The sequence below is a fragment of the Novosphingobium sp. FG137 genome, assembly GCF_057809735.1.
The window spans coordinates 447281-464912 of record NZ_JBMDKN010000001.1 but is presented as its reverse complement, the minus strand read 5'-3'; the positions used below and the strand labels follow the sequence as shown (position 1 = coordinate 464912).

Annotated in this window: 11 protein-coding genes; 6 read left to right on the top strand and 5 right to left on the bottom strand. The window is 66.7% G+C overall.

Features of this window, described 5'->3' with window-relative positions; all coding sequences use genetic code 11:
* Window position 1: 1 nt before the first annotated feature.
* The 3 genes from gltB to ACODS2_RS02035 all read right to left on the bottom strand — a co-directional run bounded on the left by gltB (window position 2) and on the right by ACODS2_RS02035 (window position 7592).
* On the bottom strand, window positions 2–4642 hold the full coding sequence (gene gltB / locus ACODS2_RS02045) for a glutamate synthase large subunit (RefSeq protein WP_488997357.1): 4641 nt from the start codon (window positions 4640–4642) through the stop codon (window positions 2–4).
* A 233-nt stretch (window positions 4643–4875) separates the two neighbouring features.
* Window positions 4876–6294, bottom strand: coding sequence for a hypothetical protein (locus tag ACODS2_RS02040; protein ID WP_488997356.1), 1419 nt, complete (start codon window positions 6292–6294; stop codon window positions 4876–4878).
* 53 nt (window positions 6295–6347) lie between these two features.
* Window positions 6348–7592 carry a TIGR04063 family PEP-CTERM/XrtA system glycosyltransferase gene (locus tag ACODS2_RS02035; protein WP_488997355.1) on the bottom strand — a complete coding sequence of 415 codons (1245 nt, stop codon included), beginning with the start codon at window positions 7590–7592 and terminating at the stop codon, window positions 6348–6350.
* A gap of 110 nt (window positions 7593–7702) precedes the next feature.
* Here ACODS2_RS02035 and ACODS2_RS02030 point away from each other — a divergent pair, with 110 nt between their 5' ends.
* The 4 genes from ACODS2_RS02030 (at window position 7703) to ACODS2_RS02015 (ending at window position 10939) form a co-directional block, all read left to right on the top strand.
* Window positions 7703–7876 carry a hypothetical protein gene (locus ACODS2_RS02030; RefSeq protein ID WP_298172589.1) on the top strand — a complete coding sequence of 58 codons (174 nt, stop codon included), beginning with the start codon at window positions 7703–7705 and terminating at the stop codon, window positions 7874–7876.
* A complete protein-coding gene (locus ACODS2_RS02025; protein ID WP_488997354.1) occupies window positions 7869–9275 on the top strand; it encodes a putative O-glycosylation ligase, exosortase A system-associated in 1407 nt (468 codons plus the stop codon). The genes ACODS2_RS02030 and ACODS2_RS02025 overlap by 8 nt, the downstream gene beginning before the upstream one ends.
* The gene (locus tag ACODS2_RS02020) at window positions 9272–10366 is read left to right on the top strand and encodes an acyltransferase family protein (protein WP_488997353.1); all 1095 of its coding nucleotides are present in this window, start codon (window positions 9272–9274) and stop codon (window positions 10364–10366) included. The genes ACODS2_RS02025 and ACODS2_RS02020 overlap by 4 nt, the downstream gene beginning before the upstream one ends.
* 123 nt (window positions 10367–10489) lie before the next feature.
* Window positions 10490–10939, top strand: coding sequence for a MaoC family dehydratase (locus ACODS2_RS02015; RefSeq protein WP_488997899.1), 450 nt, complete (start codon window positions 10490–10492; stop codon window positions 10937–10939).
* On the opposite strand, the gene ACODS2_RS02010 is transcribed toward ACODS2_RS02015, so the two are convergent.
* Both ACODS2_RS02010 and ACODS2_RS02005 read right to left on the bottom strand, forming a co-directional pair.
* Window positions 10920–11876, bottom strand: a complete 957-nt coding sequence (locus tag ACODS2_RS02010; RefSeq protein ID WP_488997352.1) for a glycosyltransferase family 2 protein — start codon at window positions 11874–11876, stop codon at window positions 10920–10922. The genes ACODS2_RS02015 and ACODS2_RS02010 overlap by 20 nt on opposite strands.
* A 189-nt stretch (window positions 11877–12065) precedes the next feature.
* The gene (locus ACODS2_RS02005; protein WP_488997351.1) at window positions 12066–13313 is read right to left on the bottom strand and encodes a polyhydroxyalkanoate depolymerase; all 1248 of its coding nucleotides are present in this window, start codon (window positions 13311–13313) and stop codon (window positions 12066–12068) included.
* 159 nt (window positions 13314–13472) lie between these two features.
* On the opposite strand from ACODS2_RS02005, the gene ACODS2_RS02000 reads away from it, so the two are divergent.
* Both ACODS2_RS02000 and ACODS2_RS01995 read left to right on the top strand, forming a co-directional pair.
* Window positions 13473–15293 carry an ABC transporter transmembrane domain-containing protein gene (locus ACODS2_RS02000; protein WP_488997350.1) on the top strand — a complete coding sequence of 607 codons (1821 nt, stop codon included), beginning with the start codon at window positions 13473–13475 and terminating at the stop codon, window positions 15291–15293.
* A gap of 101 nt (window positions 15294–15394) precedes the next feature.
* Window positions 15395–17530 (top strand): M13 family metallopeptidase, encoded by a 2136-nt coding sequence (locus ACODS2_RS01995; protein WP_488997349.1) that lies wholly within the window; start codon window positions 15395–15397, stop codon window positions 17528–17530.
* Window positions 17531–17632: the final 102 nt, after the last annotated feature.

Sequence of the window (17632 nt, the reverse complement as noted above, 5' to 3'; positions counted from 1 at the left end):
CTTATTCTGCGGCGACGCTGGCGGCTGCGGCGCGCTCGGCTTCGAGCTGGCGCAGCGCGCGGGCATAGTCGCGCGGCATGACCTTGACGAAGTGCGGCAGCGCCTCCGCCCAGTTATCAAGCAGCGCGCGGGCGTGCTTGCTGCCGGTGTGGAGGTGGTGGCGCTCGACGAGAATGCGCAGGCGTTCTGCATCGTGGCGGAGCATATCGCCCATGCCGAAGTCGGTGACGTCCACGCCGCGTTGCTGGGGCCTGCCGGTGCCTTCATCCTCGTCGCGCTCGGCCGAGACGGGGGTGAGATCGACCATTGCCGGATTGCACAGCGGGGCGAAACGGCCTTCCGGATCATAGACATAGGCGACACCGCCCGACATGCCCGCGGCGAAGTTGCGCCCCGTGTTGCCGAGCACGACGACCACACCGCCGGTCATGTATTCGCAGCCATGATCGCCGGTGCCTTCGACCACCGCGACGGCGCCCGAATTGCGCACCGCGAAGCGTTCACCGGCGACGCCGTTGAAGTAGGCCTCACCCGCGATGGCGCCGTAGAGCACAGTGTTGCCGACGATGATGTTCTCGTTCGCGGCGCGGTCCACATGCGAAGGCGGGCGGACGATGACGCGGCCGCCGGAGAGGCCCTTGCCGACATAGTCGTTGGCATCGCCGGTGAGATCGAGCGTGACGCCGTGGGCGAGGAACGCGCCGAACGACTGACCCGCAACCCCGGAGAGCGTGACATGGATCGTGCCGGAGGGCAGGCCGCGATGGCCGTGGCGCTTGGCCACTTCGCCCGAGAGCATGGCGCCGACGGTGCGGTTGACGTTGCGCACCTTGCTTTCGATGCGCACCGCCTCGCCGCGTTCCAGCGCGGGCTGAGCGGCGGCGATCAGCGTGTTGTCGAGCGCGGCGTCGAGACCGTGGTCCTGCGTGCCGCTCCAGCCGAGCGTGGTGCCGGCTGCGGGTTCGACGCGGTGGAGGAGGCGCGACAGATCGATGCCGCGCGCCTTCCAGTGCGTGATCGCGGCGCGGGTATCGAGGCAATCGACGCGGCCCACCATTTCGCCGACGGTGCGGAAGCCGAGTTCGGCCATGATGGCGCGCAGCTCTTCCGCGACGAAGAAGAAGTAGTTGATCACATGCTCGGGCTGGCCGGTGAAGCGCGCGCGCAGCACCGGGTCCTGCGTCGCGACGCCGACCGGGCAGGTGTTGAGGTGGCATTTGCGCATCATGATGCAGCCGGCCGCGATGAGCGGGGCGGTGGCAAAGCCGAACTCGTCCGCGCCGAGGAGCGCGGCGACCGCAACGTCGCGCCCGGTACGCAGGCCGCCATCGGCCTGCACCGCGATGCGGCTGCGCAGGTTGTTGAGCAGCAGGGTCTGCTGGGTTTCAGCAAGGCCGATTTCCCACGGGCTGCCCGCGTGCGTCAGCGAAGTGAGCGGCGAAGCGCCGGTGCCGCCTTCGTAGCCCGAGATGGTGACGTGGTCCGCCTTGCACTTCGAGACACCCGCCGCGACCGTGCCGACCCCGACTTCGGAGACGAGCTTGACCGAGACGCGCGCCTTGCCGTTCACGTTCTTGAGGTCGTGGATCAGCTGGGCGAGATCCTCGATCGAATAGATATCGTGGTGCGGCGGCGGCGAGATCAGGCCGACACCGGGCGTTGAGTGGCGGGTCTTGCCGATCACCTTGTCGACCTTGTCACCCGGCAGCTGGCCGCCTTCGCCGGGCTTGGCGCCCTGGGCCATCTTGATCTGGATATCGTCGGCATTGACGAGGTATTCGGTGGTGACGCCGAAGCGGCCCGAGGCGACCTGCTTGATCGCCGAGCGCATCGAATCGCCATTGGGCAGCGGGACGAAGCGATCCGGCTCCTCGCCGCCTTCACCGGTGTTGGACTTGCCGCCGATGCGGTTCATCGCGACGGCCAGCGTGGTGTGCGCCTCGCGGCTGATCGAGCCGAACGACATCGCGCCGGTGGCGAAGCGCTTGACGATATCGCTCGCGGATTCGACCTCTTCCAGCGGCACGGGATCGTTCGCGGGCTTGAAATCGAGCAGGCCGCGAATTGTGAGCATGCGGGCGGACTGATCGTTGATCGACTGCGCGAAATCGCGGTACTTTTCGGGCACATTGGCGCGCACAGCGTGCTGGAGGGCGGCGACGTTTTCCGCCGTCCACGCGTGTTCCTCGCCGCGCAGGCGCAGCTGGTACATGCCGCCGACATCGAGCATCTTGCGGTAGACCGGGCTGTCACCATAGGCGACCGCGTGGCGGCGCACCGTCTCTTCGGCGATTTCGGTGAGGCCCACGCCTTCGATCATCGTGGCGGTGCCAGTGAAGTACTTGTCGATGAAGGCCGAGCTGAGGCCGACCGCATCGAAGATCTGCGCGCCGCAATAGGACTGGTAGGTCGAGATGCCCATCTTGGACATGACCTTGAGGATGCCCTTGTCGATGGCCTTGATGTAGTTCTTTTCGACCTCGTAAGCCGAGAGCGGCAGTTCGCGGGAAACGCGAATCGATTCCAGCGTCTCGAACGCGAGATAGGGGTTGATCGCTTCAGCGCCATAGCCCGCCAGCACGCAGAAGTGGTGTACTTCGCGCGCTTCGCCGGTTTCCACGACGAGGCCGGTCTGCATGCGCAGGCCCTGGCGGACGAGGTGGTGGTGGACGGCGGCGGTGGCGAGCAGCGCGGGCATCGCGATGCGCCCCGCATCCTGCGCGCGGTCGGACAGGATGAGGATGTTCTTGTCTGCCAGCACCGCTTCGGTGGCGGCCCAGCACATTTCCTTGATCGCCATTTCGAGGCCGGCGGCGCCGGTCCTGGCGTCCCAGGTCGTGTCGATCGTCTCGGTGCGGAAGGCGCCGTCGAGTGCGGCTTCGACCGAGCGGATCTTGGCAATATCGGCGTTGGTGAGGATCGGCTGATCGACTTCCAGACGCTTGTGCGTGCCGGCATCGTGGCCGAGCAGGTTCGGGCGCGGGCCGATCATCGAGACAAGGCTCATGACCAGTTCCTCGCGGATCGGATCGATCGGCGGGTTGGTGACCTGCGCGAAGTTCTGCTTGAAGTAATCGAACAGCAGGCGCGAACGGTCCGAGAGGACGGCGATGGGCGTATCGGTGCCCATCGAGCCCAGCGGATCATCGCCGGTCGTCGCCATCGGTTCGAGGAACCGGGAAATGTCTTCCTGCGTGTAGCCGAACGCCTGCTGGCGGTCCAACAAGGACGAGGTCGGCTCGGGCAGTTCGCCTTCCTCGGGCTCGACCACGGCGAGCTCCTTGAGCTTGTACTGCGCGGCGGCAAGCCACTCCTCATAGGGTTCGTCGCTGGCGAGGCGGGCCTTGATTTCCTCGTCCTCGATGATGCGGCCTTCTTCGAGGTCGATCAGCAGCATGCGACCGGGCTGGAGCCGCCACTTGCGCACGATGTCTTCCTCACGGAACGGCAGCACGCCGCTTTCGGAGGCCATGCAGACGAGATCATCGCGCGTGATCGAGAAACGCGCGGGGCGCAGACCGTTGCGATCAAGCGTAGCGCCGATCTGGCGGCCATCGGTGAAGGCGACGGCGGCGGGGCCGTCCCACGGCTCCATCAGTGCGGCGTGGTATTCATAGAAGGCACGGCGCTTGGCATCCATCAGCGGATTGCCGGCCCAGGCCTCCGGGATCAGCATCATCACCGCGTGGGCGAGGCTGTAGCCGCCCACGAGCAGCAGTTCGAGCGCGTTGTCGAGGCTGGCGGTGTCTGACTGGCCATGCGGGATGAGCGGCCACATCTTGTCGAGATCGGGGCCGAGCAGCTCCGACTCCATGGTGCGGCGGCGCGCGTTCATCCAGTTGACGTTGCCGCGCACGGTGTTGATCTCGCCGTTGTGGGCGATGAACCGGTAGGGGTGCGCCAGCTTCCAGCTGGGGAAGGTGTTGGTCGAGAAGCGCTGGTGGACGAGGCCGAGCGCCGAGACGCAAAGCGGATCGCGCAGATCATCGTAGAACGAGCCGACCTGATCGGCGAGCAGCAGGCCCTTGTAGACCACGGTGCGCGACGAGAAGCTGGGCATGTAGAGCTGAGTCACGCCCGGCAGCCCATGCTTTTCGGCCATGGCGGCGAGCGGGTTCTGCGTCTGCTTGCGGATGGCGAGCAGCTTGCGCTCGAACGCGTCCTGATCGGGGCAGTTCTCACCGCGGCGGATGATGCACTGGCGCATCACTGGCATCTGTTCGATCACGGTCTTGCCGAGGCCATCGAGCGTGGTGGGCACATCGCGCCAGCCGACGAGGTGCTGGCCTTCCTTGGCGATGAACCGCTCGAACACCTCGATCACGAAGTCGCGCGCAGGCTCGTCCTGGGGCAGGAAGCACATCGCGACGGCATAGTCACCGGGCGCGGGAAGGTCCTTGCCTTCGCCTTCCGCCCAGCGGCGCAGCAGCGCATCGGGGATCTGGATCAGGATACCCGCGCCATCGCCCAGCAGCGGATCGGCACCAACCGCGCCGCGGTGATCGAGATTGCGCAGGATTTCAAGCGCTTGCTCGATAATTCCGTGGCTTTTGATGCCTTTGATATGCGCGACGAAGCCGACGCCGCATGCGTCGTGTTCGTTACGCGGATCGTAAAGGCCCTGAACCTGCGGAAAACCCATCACTTAAATCGCCCTGCACTCGGTCAAATGACGTCGGTTGATACGCCCAGCGCGAATCACGCTGTCCTGAGGACAACGAAAGTTGCGCGGAATCCCCCCATGACTGCAGGAATGTTATTTTGCAACTGCGCTGCGCGAATTGCCCGAAGGGTCCGGCGACGATCCGCCCGGAAATACGGATGCATGGCAGAACCCGGCTTTGACCGGGTGCTGCCATCGGCCTTGCCGTAGCGTCAGCCGCGGGCAGTCATGCGCTGGAGCGTGGCCAGCGCAGAGCGCAGGGCAGCATCGGCATCGGGTTGCGACGCAAGGGCTGCGGCCGCCGCTGTAGGGGCCGGGGCGGCGGGCTCGGCCAGCCGGAGCGGGACGACAGCTTCAACCGGCGCAGCGACTGACACGGGACGCGTGAACTGCCGCGGTGCAGGGGCCGCATCAGCCTCGCCGCTGGTCGAATCGCCGGCAGCAAGCGCACCGAGGCGGCGCAGAATGCCCTCGCGGGCGGAGCCGAATGCGGGCGCTTCTTCAGCGCCAGCGACACTTGCGATATGCGGGCGTGAGAAGGGACCGGGCACGGATACGGGCTGGACGGGTACTTCCTTGGCGGCGCGCGGTGCAGATTCGACCGCTGAAGCGGCAGCAGCGGCCTCGGCAGCGTCATCGGCCTTGATCACTGCTTCATTGGCAGCTTTCTGCGCGGCGATGGCGAGGGCGAGGCGTTCGATCAACTGGACGAGGCCAAGGCTTTCGAGCGGCGCTCCGGCGACGGGCGACCACTTTCCGTCCGAAACATCAGGCAGTGCGGCGGCGAAGCCGGCGGGGAGCTGCGGGGTCGCGGCAATCAGCGCGGGCGCGGCGGGGATTGCGGCTGCTTCGGGGGCAGGCGCCGGTTCGGCGGCGGGTACAGGCTGGGCCGGAAGCTCGGCGATTTCTGCTTCGGCGATTTCTGCTTCGGCGATGTCCGGATCGCTGAGATCGAGCGCGGCTAGATCGAGCGGGCGGATGGCGCCGATGCCGCCGGGGGTGAATTCGGGAAGCCACGGGCCTGCATCGCGCACCGGCTCGCTGTCCGGAAGGCTGCGCTTTCGGCGCAGCAGCGGCTCGGCCAGTTCCGGCTCCGGTTCGGCGGCAGCTTCGACGAGCGGTTCGGCAAAGGCTTCGGTCAGCACCAGCGGACGGCGCGGCGGCGCATCGGGGTGCGCATCGCGGGCGCGGACCTTGTAGACGTTGTCCGCCTCAGGCTGCGCGACCGGGACAATCGTTTCGGCGCTGCGGGCTTCGGTGGATCCCGCCGGGCGCAGGCGAAGCCCAAGGGCGAGGCCAAGCGCGGCGCCGAACATGGCAAGCGCGAAGGCGACCAGCAGATGCGCGGTAAAGCCCAGCGGCGGGGCGGCGGCGGGCACGAGCGCCGGCAGCCCGGTCTTGACCACGATTGCCCCCAGCAGACTGCCGGGAATGGCGAGACTGCCGAGGCCCAGCAGCGCCGCGAACCACACGGCAGCAAGGGCGGGGAACAGGCGATGAGCGGTGACCGGCGCGCTGGAACGCTTGCGCTTGCCCGCGCGGCGGGCGCGGCGCGGTGCCTCGTCCAGATCCTGCGGATCGGGCTTCACCCAGTTCGTCGTGGCCTGAACTTTCTGGCGGAACGTACTCATGGCGCGTTTCAGATCCCGGTCGAATGGTACCCCCGGAAAAGCGCGTCCCTGGATCAGGCCGCAGCGCCGGAGATTGCTTGCTTTCGGGTTAACAGGGTTTGGTAAACAGAATCATAACGCGCCGCATTGACGGACCAGTCATGCGCGCGTTCGACGAAGGCGCGGGCGACCGTGCGGCGGGCATCCCACATCCCGCGATCACCCAGCAGCGCGGCCATCGCGGCAGCAAGGCCGGCAGGATCATCGGGCGGGAACAAGGTGCCGGTCATCCCGTCCTCGATCAGTTCGCGGTGGCCGCCGACAGCGCTTGCCGCCACGAGCTTGCCTTGGGCCATGGCCTCCAGCGGTTTCAGCGGCGTGACGAGATCGGTGAGTCGCATCGCCTTGCGCGGATAGCAGACGACATCGACGAGCGCGTAGTACCGGTCCACTTCGTGGTGCGGCACGCGGCCGATGAAGTGGATCGCGTGCGCAGCCGGCGAAGCAGCAGCCTGGGCGCGCAAGGCCGCTTCTGCCGGGCCGCCGCCGACGAGCAGCAGGCGGGCATCGCTCTGGCGCGCGAGGATCATCGGCATCGCGGCGATGAGATCGTCGAGCCCTTCATAGGGATAGAAGCTGCCGAGGAAGCCGATCACCGGCCCCTCCCCCAGCCCGAGGCTGCGGGCAAACGCGGCATCGCGCTCCAGCGGCTGGCCGAACAGCGCAAGGTCCACGCCATTGGGCATGATCGTGATCTTGGAAGCCGGAACCCCGCGCGTGACGAGATCGCTGCGCAGGCCCTCGCAGATCGTGACAACGGCATTCGCGCCGCGCACCACGCGGTCTTCGAGCGCGCGGGTCAGCCGGTAGCGCAGCGAGCCTTCGCTGCCCGTGCCGTTGCCGACCGCCGCGTCTTCCCAGAAGGCGCGGATTTCGTAGACGACGGGGAGGCCGAGCCGGCGACCGGCGCGCACGGCGGCGAGCCCGCCGAGCGCGGGCGAATGGGCGTGGAGTATATCGGGACGCCATTCGCGGGCGACGCCCTCGATGCGCTGGGCGAGCGCGCCGATTTCCTGCCATTCGCTGAGGCCCGGAAGACGGGACCGCGGACCGGACGGCGTGCCGGGGGTGCGATAGAACTGCAGCGCGTCATGCGTCTCGGGCTCCTCGCCCGTCAGCGCGGCGGTATGGCGCTGGCCGGTCAGTCCGCGCACTTCGTGTCCCAGCCCTTCCTGCGCTTTCAGGATCGCGCGGGTGCGGAAGGTGTAGCCGCTCTGCAGCGGAAGCGAATGATCGAGGATATGCAGGACCCGGGTCATGCTGATTGCCATGGCACGGCAGGACTTAACGCCGCGTCAACCGAGTTTGCCTAAACAGCAGGATCAGACGGTTCGATCAGGGGCCGGATGTTAAGCCTGGGCATGGCCGCATGATCGATATCTTCACCGTGGTCTTGCCGCATGTGCTGATGGCGATTGCCGTCTGGCGCCTGCTGCACCGCGACGATCTCGATCAGGAACCGACCTTGCCCGGTTTCCGGCGCGGGCCGCTGCAGCGCAAGACGAAGGCGCCACTGCGCGGGGACGGCACCCCCGGTGCTTAATCTCTTCCTCACCGCCTTCGTGACCGCGTTTTTCGCTGCCGGGATCCGGCGGCCGTTCCTGTTCGTGCTGGCCTACGCCTATATCGATATCCTCGCGCCGCAGAAGGTCAGCTGGGGCTTCCTCCAATCGATCCCCATCAGCCTGATCGCCTTCATCGGCGCGGTGACCGCCTGGGCAGTGGCGGACGACAAGACCGGGATACGCTTCTCGCCGCGCCAGTTCCTGCTGCTGATGCTGCTGATCTATTGCGGGCTGACCACTCGCAGCGCCGATTTCCCCGAAGAAGCGCTCGAAAAGTGGAGCTGGGTGTGGAAGGCGCTCGTCTTTGCCCTGTTCCTCCCGCTGACCGTGCGCACGCGGCTGCGGATCGAAGCGCTGGTGCTGGTCATGGTGCTCTCGCTCGGCTGCATCGTGATCGGCGGCGGGATCAAGACGATCGCGTCCGGCGGGGGCGGCTATGGCGAGCTCAGGCTGCTGGTGAACGACAACACCGGCATCTACGAAGGCAGCACGCTGTCGATGGTGGCGGTCGCCACGATCCCCCTGATCGTCTGGCTGGCGCGGTTCGGCACGATCTTTCCGCCCGGCAAACTCGTCACGCTGTTCGCGCTGGCGCTGGGCTTCGCATGCTGCCTGATTCCGATCGGCACGCAGACCCGCACCGGCCTGATCTGCCTGGTCATACTCATCGGGCTCTCGCTCCGTTCGGTGAAGCGGCCGCTGCTCTACATCGGGGTCATCGCGGGGCTCGCCTGCGTGGCGGTACCGTTCCTGCCACAAAGCTATCTCGACCGGATGAACACGATCGAGAACCACAAGTCGGACCAGTCCGCCTCGACGCGCATGGCGGTGTGGATGTGGACGCTGGACTTCGTGAAGACACGCCCGTTCGGCGGCGGCTTCGATGCATTCCGCCAGAACCGGGTCAGCTATGACACGATCAAGGCCGAGAACGCCGGCGACAACAACACCGCGATCGAGACGCAGCGGATCGAGGAAAAGGCGCGCGCCTATCATTCGGGCTATTTCGAGATGCTGGGCGAACAGGGCTATCCCGGCCTTGCCATGTGGCTGCTGCTGCATGTCTCCGGCCTGTTCCAGCTTGAGCTGATCCAGCGCCGGCTGCGCCGCAAGACCGATGTGGTCAGCCAGGCGGACCGCTCGCTGGCGCTGGCGCTACAATCGGGACATTGCATCTACCTGTTCGGCGCCCTGTTCGTGGGCATCGCGTTCCAGCCCTTCATCTTCATGCTGATCGGCCTCCAGATCGCGCTTGCCATGCAGGTGGCGCGCCGTCTGGCACCCCCGTCGCAGTGGCAGCAGCGCAAGAAGAGCGTGGCGGCAGATGGCAGCGAACCCGCGAGCGGGCCGCCCCTGCCCGGGAGCCTCGCACGATGACGGCGCAGCCGCTGCGGCTCGAAGCGCTGACCGGCCTGCGCGGGCTCGCGGCGTGGCTGGTCGTGTTCTACCATATTCGCCTCTCGCTTGCCGCCATCCTGCCCGCCCCGGTGATCGCGGTCCTCGCCAAGGGGTACCTCGCGGTCGATCTGTTTTTCATGCTTTCCGGGTTCGTGCTTTGGCTGACCTACGGCCCGCGACTGGCCCGGTTCGCGCCGACAGAGATCGGCACCTTCTGGTGGCGCCGCATCGCGCGGATCTGGCCGCTGCATGCGGTGGTGCTCTCAGGCTTTGTCATGCTGGCCATCCTGCTGACGATCACCGGGCGCGATCATGCGGGCTATCCCTTCGGCGAACTGCCGCTTCACGTGGTGCTGATCCAGAACTGGGGCTTCACCGGCGCGCTGGCGTGGAACCACCCGGCCTGGTCGATCAGCACGGAAATGGCGGCCTACCTGCTGTTCCCGCTGCTGGCCGTGATGGGCCGCCGCGCATGGGGGCCAACGGGGCTGGTGGCCGGGCTCGGCCTGCTGCTGATGGGGCTTTTCGCGCTGTTTGCCGCGCTGGGCCATTCCAGCCTTGGCGATGCCATCACTTCGCTTGGCCTCGCGCGCTGCCTGATCGAGTTCACCGCCGGGACTCTGGCCGCTCGGCTCTGGCTGCACTGGCGCGCCCTGCCTTCAGCGCAGCGCATCGGCCATGCCTGCGGCGGCGCTGCTGCAGCCACTTGCGGTGCCGGGCTGTGGTTTGCCCTGCCCGAGACGGCGTGGGTGCCGCTTGCGCTGCTGCTGGTGCTGCTGGCGATGGCACTGGCGGATGGCCGCATCGCGCGCCGGCTCGCCAGCGGCCCGGTGCACTGGCTGGGCGAGGTGAGCTATTCGACGTACTTGTGCCACTTCGGCCTGTTCATCGTGTTCAAGCTGGCCTTTGTCGGCGCGGACCTGCAGCTCAATGTCTGGAAGCTCGCTGTGTTCATCGGCTTGCTCGTCGTGGTCTCGGGCCTCTCGCACGCATGGGTTGAGTTGCCCGCGCAGCGCGCGCTCAATGCGCTGCAACCCCGCCTGAACCGGAGCACCGCCCTTTCCCGCTGAACGCGTCCGGCAAGAGGCCGCCGCAAGTACCCTCACGCAACGAGATTGTTGAACGGTCCGCCACTTGCCGCCATGGGAAGGCGACAGACAATTCTCGCAGCGGGAGACGATGCAATGAAGACGATGGCACCGGGCGCAATCAAGGAGCTGGTCGGCGAGGTGGTGGGCACCTCGGCATGGGTCGAAGTGACGCAGGAGCGGATCAACCAGTTCGCCGAGGCGACCGGCGACTTCCAGTTCATCCACATCGACGCGGAGAAGGCCAAGCTGACGCCGTTTGGCGGGACGATCGCGCACGGATTCCTCACCCTCTCGCTGATCCCGCTGCTGACGATGGAAAGCGATTGCCCGCGCCCCGAAGGCGTGAAAATGGGCGTCAACTACGGCGGCAACAAGACGCGGTTCCTTGCTCCCGTCCGCTCTGGCAAGCGCGTGCGCGGCGTGTTCAAGCTGCTGGAGCTGGACGAAAAGCGCCCCGGCCAGTGGCAGCAGACCATGGAAATCACCGTCGAGATCGAGGGCGAGCCCAAGCCCGCGCTGATCTGCGAGTGGATTACCCAGTTCTTCGTGTAAACGCCCGGACGAGGTGATGGGCACAGTGGCGCAGGATCGCCGTGATCCTGCCCCTGGCCAGCCCCGGTGACAGGATCAACCCGCGCACCAGCATGTCGAGCCGCGGATCGAGGCGGCTTGCAAGGCCATGTTCGACGAGCGCCCGCGCGCGCAATGTCCGACTGGGCACCCGCGCCAATTCGCGGCGCATGACCTGCGAGCCCAGCCGGTGGATGCGCAGCGCGCGGCGACCCGTCAGGCTCGCCTCGTGGCGGCGGTAGAGATAGAGATCCTCGTCGAGCTTCACGAAGTAGAAGCGGCGCGAGGCGCGTAGCCAGAAGTCGTAGTCCTCGACGCCGAACAGCGCCTCGTCATACCCTGAAAGCGCCTTGGTGACTTCGGCGCGGTAGAGGAAGGCTGCGCCGATGCGATTGCCGAGCAGAAGATCGGAGGCGGGCCCCATCTTCTGGCAGCCGATCACCGCGCCGTTCGCGTCGATCACGCTGAAATCGGCATAGGCGATTGCGACTCCGGGATCGGCATCAAGCGCCGCCACCAGCCGCGCCAGCATGTGCGGCCGGGCAATGTTGTCGTCCGATGTCCACGTATGGAGCATCCCGCGCGCCGCCGCGAAGCCGGTGTTGAGCGCGCCGGGCAGGCCCTTGTTGGGGCGGTTGGTGATGATCCGAACCCGGCCATCCGCCTGCGCATGACGCCTGAGGATGCTCGGCGTTTCGTCGGTGGAGCCGTCGTCGACGCAGATCAGTTCGAAATCGCGGAAGGTCTGGCCGAGGATCGAACCGATCGCGGCATCGAGATAGGCGGCGCCGTTGTGGACCGGCAGCACGACGCTGACGCGCGGCAAAGGAGCTGCGCCCTGCGACCGGGCGCTGCCATCGCCGCCGGAATCAGGACCCGGCGGATCGTCGCCTTGGACGTGATGAGATACCATTTCCATGGATGAGCAGGTGCCAGACAAATGCAGCACCTGCTTTTCCGGACCGTTGCACTTTGTTTCGGACGCGCGAATCCGCCCCGGACAGGGGTCTGCTCAGCCCATGCGTGCCGTTTCAGTACAGAACCGGCGCGGTTTCCGGCTACAAGCGGCCGGTGATCCGCCCCGCCGCCCGGGCAGCGGGGCGGCGGATCAGGCCACCACGCTCAGCTTGCGCGCGGCGCTGTTGCTGCGGATCCAGCCTTCGACCACCGGGGCGATCGAGGTGCGCCAGCGCGAGCCGTTGAAGATGCCGTAGTGGCCGACTTCTGGCGCGAGGTGATACTTCTTGAGCTTTTCCGGAAGGTTCGGCGTGACCTTGAGCGCGGCCTTGGTCTGGCCGATGCCCGAGATATCGTCGCGCTCACCCTCGATGCACAGGATCGCGGTATCGCGAATCGCGGCGAGATCGACGCGGATGCCGCGGTGCACCAGTTCACCCTTGGGCAGCGCGTGGGTCTGGAACACGACGTCGACGGTCTGGAGGTAGAACTCGGCGGTCATGTCGCACACCGCGCGGTACTCGTCATAGAACGCCTTGGCCGCGTCCGCGCTCTCGCCGTCACCCTGGATGAGGTGCTTGAACAGGCCATAGTGGCTCATCATGTGGCTGCCGAGGTTCATCGACATGAAGCTCGCGAGCTGGACGAAGCCCGGATAGACCTGCCGGCCGGCGCCGGGATAGTTGGCCGGGACGGTGGTGATCACGTTGTGCTTGAACCACACGTAGGGCTTGGTGACCGCGTGATCGTTGACGGCAGTCGGGCTCTCGCGCGTGTCGATCGGGCCGCCCATCATGGTGAGCGTGACCGGGCGGCACGGGTTCTCGCGCACCGCCATCACACCCGTTGCGGCAAGCGCGGGGACCGAGGGCTGGCACACCGCCATCATGTGCGTGCCGGGGCCGATGTGCTCGAGATAGCCGATCAGGTAGTCGATGTATTCGTCGAGATCGAAGCGTCCTTCGGCCATCGGCACGTACTTCGCGTCCGCCCAATCGGTGATGTAGACGACGGAGCGTTCGAGCATGCGCTCCACCGTGCCGCGCAGCAGCGTGGCGTAGTGGCCGCTCATCGGCGCGACGATCAGCAGGCGCGGCGCATCGGCGGGGAGGCCTTCATGCGTGAACTTGCGCAAGTTGCCGAAGGGCTGCTGGATCTCCACCGTCTCGTTCACCGCGTGGGGCGTGCCATCGACGGTGATGACCTTGAGGCCGAACGTGGGCTTGCCCCGCGGCGCGGCGGCGTGGGCGAACACCTCCAGCGCGGAGGCCATCATCTGCGTGCCGCCAAAGGGCGCCCACGGGTTGCGCGGATCGGCCAGCATCTCGGCACCCATCGATGCCATGGCGCTGCCAGCATTGAGCATGGAGCGCTGGATTTCGTAAGCCTTGTAGAGCACTGCGAACACCTTTTTGTTGTTGCGGAGCCGTACGCTGCTCCGATTAGCCCCAGTGTGCCGCACATCTCGGCCTTGTGCAACGCACCATCGACCCAAGCTGGACGCGAATGCCCCGCTGCCCCCTTTCGGCCCCTCGCCGCTTGGGCTAGGGCGGGTGCGATGGACGCCAAAACCGAGAACACCGGCCCCGAAGCTCCGGCCGCCGAAGCCGCACCTGCCGCCCGGCCTGCGCGCACCTTGAGCCCGCTGCGCATGCTGCTGCGCGAAGGCGCGTCCTATCCCAGCGAACTGGCCATTGCGCTCACCGCGCTGCTGATCACATCGGGCGCGACCATCGCGATTCCGGCCAGCTTCAAGTCGATCATCGACAAGGCTTTCGGCAAGGGCGCCAATGCCGAGACGATCAACAGCTCGTTCCGCTGGCTGCTGGTGGTGGTGGTGATTCTGGGCCTCGGCACCGCGGTGCGCTTCTACTATGTCTCGTGGCTGGGCGAGCGCGTGGTGGCGGACATCCGGCTCAAGGTGCAGGGCAATCTTCTCCGCATGCCGCCGAGTTTCTTCGAGACGAACAGTCCGAAGGAAATCTCCTCACGCATGACCTCGGACACCGCGATCATCGAGCAGGTGGTGGGCACCACTGTTTCCATCGCGCTCAGGAATTCGATCACCGCGCTGGGCGGGCTCGCCTATCTCTTCACGCTGGCCCCGGCGCTCACCGCCGGGCTGCTGGTGGGCATTCCGGTCGTCGTCGGGCCGATCGTGTTCTTTGGCTCAAGGCTGCGCAAGGCTTCGCGCTCCAGCCAGGACCGCGTCGCGGACATCGGCGTGCAGATCAGCGAAGTGCTCGGCGCGATGAAGGTGGTGCAGGCCTTCGGGCAGGAAAAGCGCGAGGCGGGCCGGTTTGGCGAGGCGGTGGAGCGCACCTTCAGCGCCGCCAAGCGGCGCATCATGATCCGCTCGATCATGACCGCGATCGTGATCGTCCTGGTGTTCGGCGGGATTGCCACGCTGATGTGGCAGGGCGCGACTGCGGTGGCGAGTGGATCGATCAGCGGCGGCACCATCGCCGCGTTCGTGCTGACGGGCGGGATCGTGGCGGGCGCGGTCGGGTCACTCACGGAAGTCTATGGCGACCTGCTGCGCGGTGCGGGCGCGGCGGGGCGGCTCAACGAACTGCTGCTCGAACAGCCCGAGATCACCGCCCCGGCGCGGCCGCTGCATCTGCCGCAGCCGCCGCGCGGGCAGATCGCCTTCCAGAACGTCTCGTTCCGCTATCCCAGCCGCCCAGAAGTGGCCGCGCTGGAGGACTTCTCGCTGGCGGTGGAGCCGGGCGAGACGGTCGCGATCGTCGGACCTTCGGGCGCGGGCAAGTCCACGCTCTTCCTGCTGGCCGAGCGGTTCTACGATCCGCATGCCGGCACCGTGCGGATCGACGGCGTGCCACTGCCGCAGGCGGACCCCGCCGAAGTGCGCGCGCGCATGGCGCTGGTGCCGCAGGAAGGCGTGCTGTTTGCCGCCTCCGCGCGGGACAACCTGCGCTATGGCAACTGGGCCGCAAGCGACGCGCAGATCTGGGAAGCGGCTGAAGCCGCCAATGCGGCTGCGTTCCTGAAGGAGCTGCCGCAGGGGCTCGATACGTTCCTGGGCGAAGATGGCGCGCGGCTTTCGGGCGGGCAGCGCCAGCGCATCGCGATTGCGCGCGCACTGCTGCGCGATGCGCCGATCTTGCTGCTCGATGAAGCGACCAGCGCGCTTGACGCCGAGAGCGAGCGGCTGGTGCAGGACGCGCTCGACCGGCTGATGAAGGCGCGTACCACATTGGTGATTGCGCACCGGCTCGCCACCGTGCGCGCGGCAGACCGCATTATCGTGATGGAAAAGGGCCGCATCGTCGAACAGGGCACCCACACGGCGCTTTCGGCGCAGGATGGGCTCTATGCCCGCCTCGCCCGGCTGCAGTTCGACGGCGCCGAGGCCTGATCAGCCGCAAATCGGTAATACTGGTGGGTGCTGGACAAGCGCAGCGCGATGGCTAGTGTCCCGTTACGGTACATTCGCAATCGATTGGAAATCTCCGAGCCATGTTGAAGCACATCAAGGGCGCGCTCTCCGCTGCCTCGCTGTTTGCGCTGGCCATACCCCTCGCCGCCCATGCCGATACGGCAGCAGCCTCCGCCGAAATCGACGGTTATCGCATCCCGACCTTCGGCGGCTGGGGCGTCAATCCTGCCGATATCGACCCCGCCGTGAAGCCGGGTGACGACTTCTTCGCCTATGTGAACGGCAAGTGGGAGCGCAGCGAGGTGATCCCGCCGCAATATCCCTATAGCGGCGTGGCATTGGCCCTGGTGCTGGGAGCGGAAAAGTCGGTCAGGCAGATTGTCGAAGACCTTGTCGCAACGCCGCAGGCCCCCGGCAGCGACGGCCAGCGCATTGCCGACAGCTACCGCGCGTTCGTTGATCAGAACGCCATCAATGCTGCGGGCATGGCGCCCGCGCAGCCCTATTTCGACCGGATCAAGGCCGCCAGGACGCGCGCCGACCTCGCCGCGCTGTTTGCCGCGCCGGGCTTTCCTTCGCCAGTCGGTTTCTCGGTGCAGATCGATGCCGAAAAGCCGGGCGCCAATGCGGTCTATACCGGGGTGGGCGGGCTCGGCATGCCGGACCGCGATTATTACCTTGTCGACAACGAGCGCAACCGCGAGTTGCAGGGCAAGTACCGCGATCTGCTGACCTTCATGCTGGGCAAGGCAGGCTATGCCGATCCGGCCGGGACGGCGGCGAAAGTCTATGACTTCGAACGCAAGATCGCGGTGGTGGACTGGGACAAGGCGGTGCAGCGAAACCCGCTGCTGACCACCAACCGCGTCTCCCGCGATGACCTGGTGGCCATGGGCGGCGCGTTCCCGGTCCTGTCGCTGCTCGAAGGTTCGGGGCTGGGCAAGGTCAATTCGGTGTTCGTGGCCGAGATCCTGCCGAGCGCGGACAAGGCGGCAAAGCTGGGCCTGACCAAGGAGGACCTCGGCAAGCTGGGCGGCGGCTTCCCCGCGCTGATCAAGCTGCTGGGCGAGGAAGATATCGGCACCCTGCAGGCCTGGGCTGCGGCGCATTTCCTGATCACCAATGCCGCCGTGCTGCCGAGCGACATCGATGATGCGCGCTTTGCCTTCTACGGCAAGACGCTGCAGGGCCGCGAGCGCGACCGCCAGCGCTGGCAGCGCGCGCTTTCGGCGGTGCAGGGCCAGATGGGCGAGGCGATCGGCAAGGCCTATGTCGAGAAGCACTTCCCGCCTTCGAGCAAGGCGGCGATGGTCACGCTCGTCGGCAACCTGCGGGCGGCGTTGGCCTCCAAGCTCAAGACCCTGGCGTGGATGAGCCCGGCGACGCGCAAGGCCGCGCTGGCCAAGCTGGACGCCTTCACGGTGAAGATCGGCTATCCCGACAAGTTCAAGACCTATGCCGGCATGGACATCAAGCCGGGCCAGCCGCTGGCCAACGCGATCGAGGCGGGGCGCTGGGCGTGGCAGGACATGCTGGACGAGCTGGGGAAGCCCGTCGACAAGGCCAAGTGGCTGATGACGCCGCAGACGGTGAACGCCTATTACCAGCCGACCGCGAACGAGATCGTGTTCCCGGCTGCCTTTCTGCAGCCGCCCTACTTCAATCCGAACGCCGATCCGGCGGTGAACTATGGCGCGGTGGGCGCGACCATCGGCCACGAGATCGGCCACGGGTTCGACGACGAGGGTTCGCGCTATGATGGCACCGGCGCACTCAAGGACTGGTGGACCAAGGCGGACCGCAAGACGTTCGACGCGCTGGGGGCCAAGCTTGCCGCGCAGTACGACAAGGTCTGCCCCTATGATGACGGCAAGACCTGCCACAACGGTCGGCTGACGCTGGGGGAAAACATCGGTGACCTTGCCGGCCTTTCAATGGCCTATACCGCCTACAAGCTTTCGCTGGGCGGCAAGCCTGCCCCGTTGATTGACGGACTGACCGGCGACCAACGGTTCTTCCTCTCCTACGCGCAATCGTGGCGCGAGAAGATACGCGAGCAGTTGGCGCGCCAGCAGCTCAAGACCGATCCGCACTCGCTGGCAGAGGCGCGGGTCAACGCGGTCGTGCGCAATTTCGATCCCTGGTATGCGGCGTTCAAGGTGAAGCCGGGCGAGAAGCTCTACCTCGCGCCCAAGGACCGCGTGCGGATCTGGTGAGATTGCGCCGGGCTGCAGGCCCACCCCCAGCCCCTCCCGCAAGCGGGAGGGGAGCCTGTTGCCCATTCTTCCCCCCTCCCGCTTGCGGGAGGGGCCGGGGGT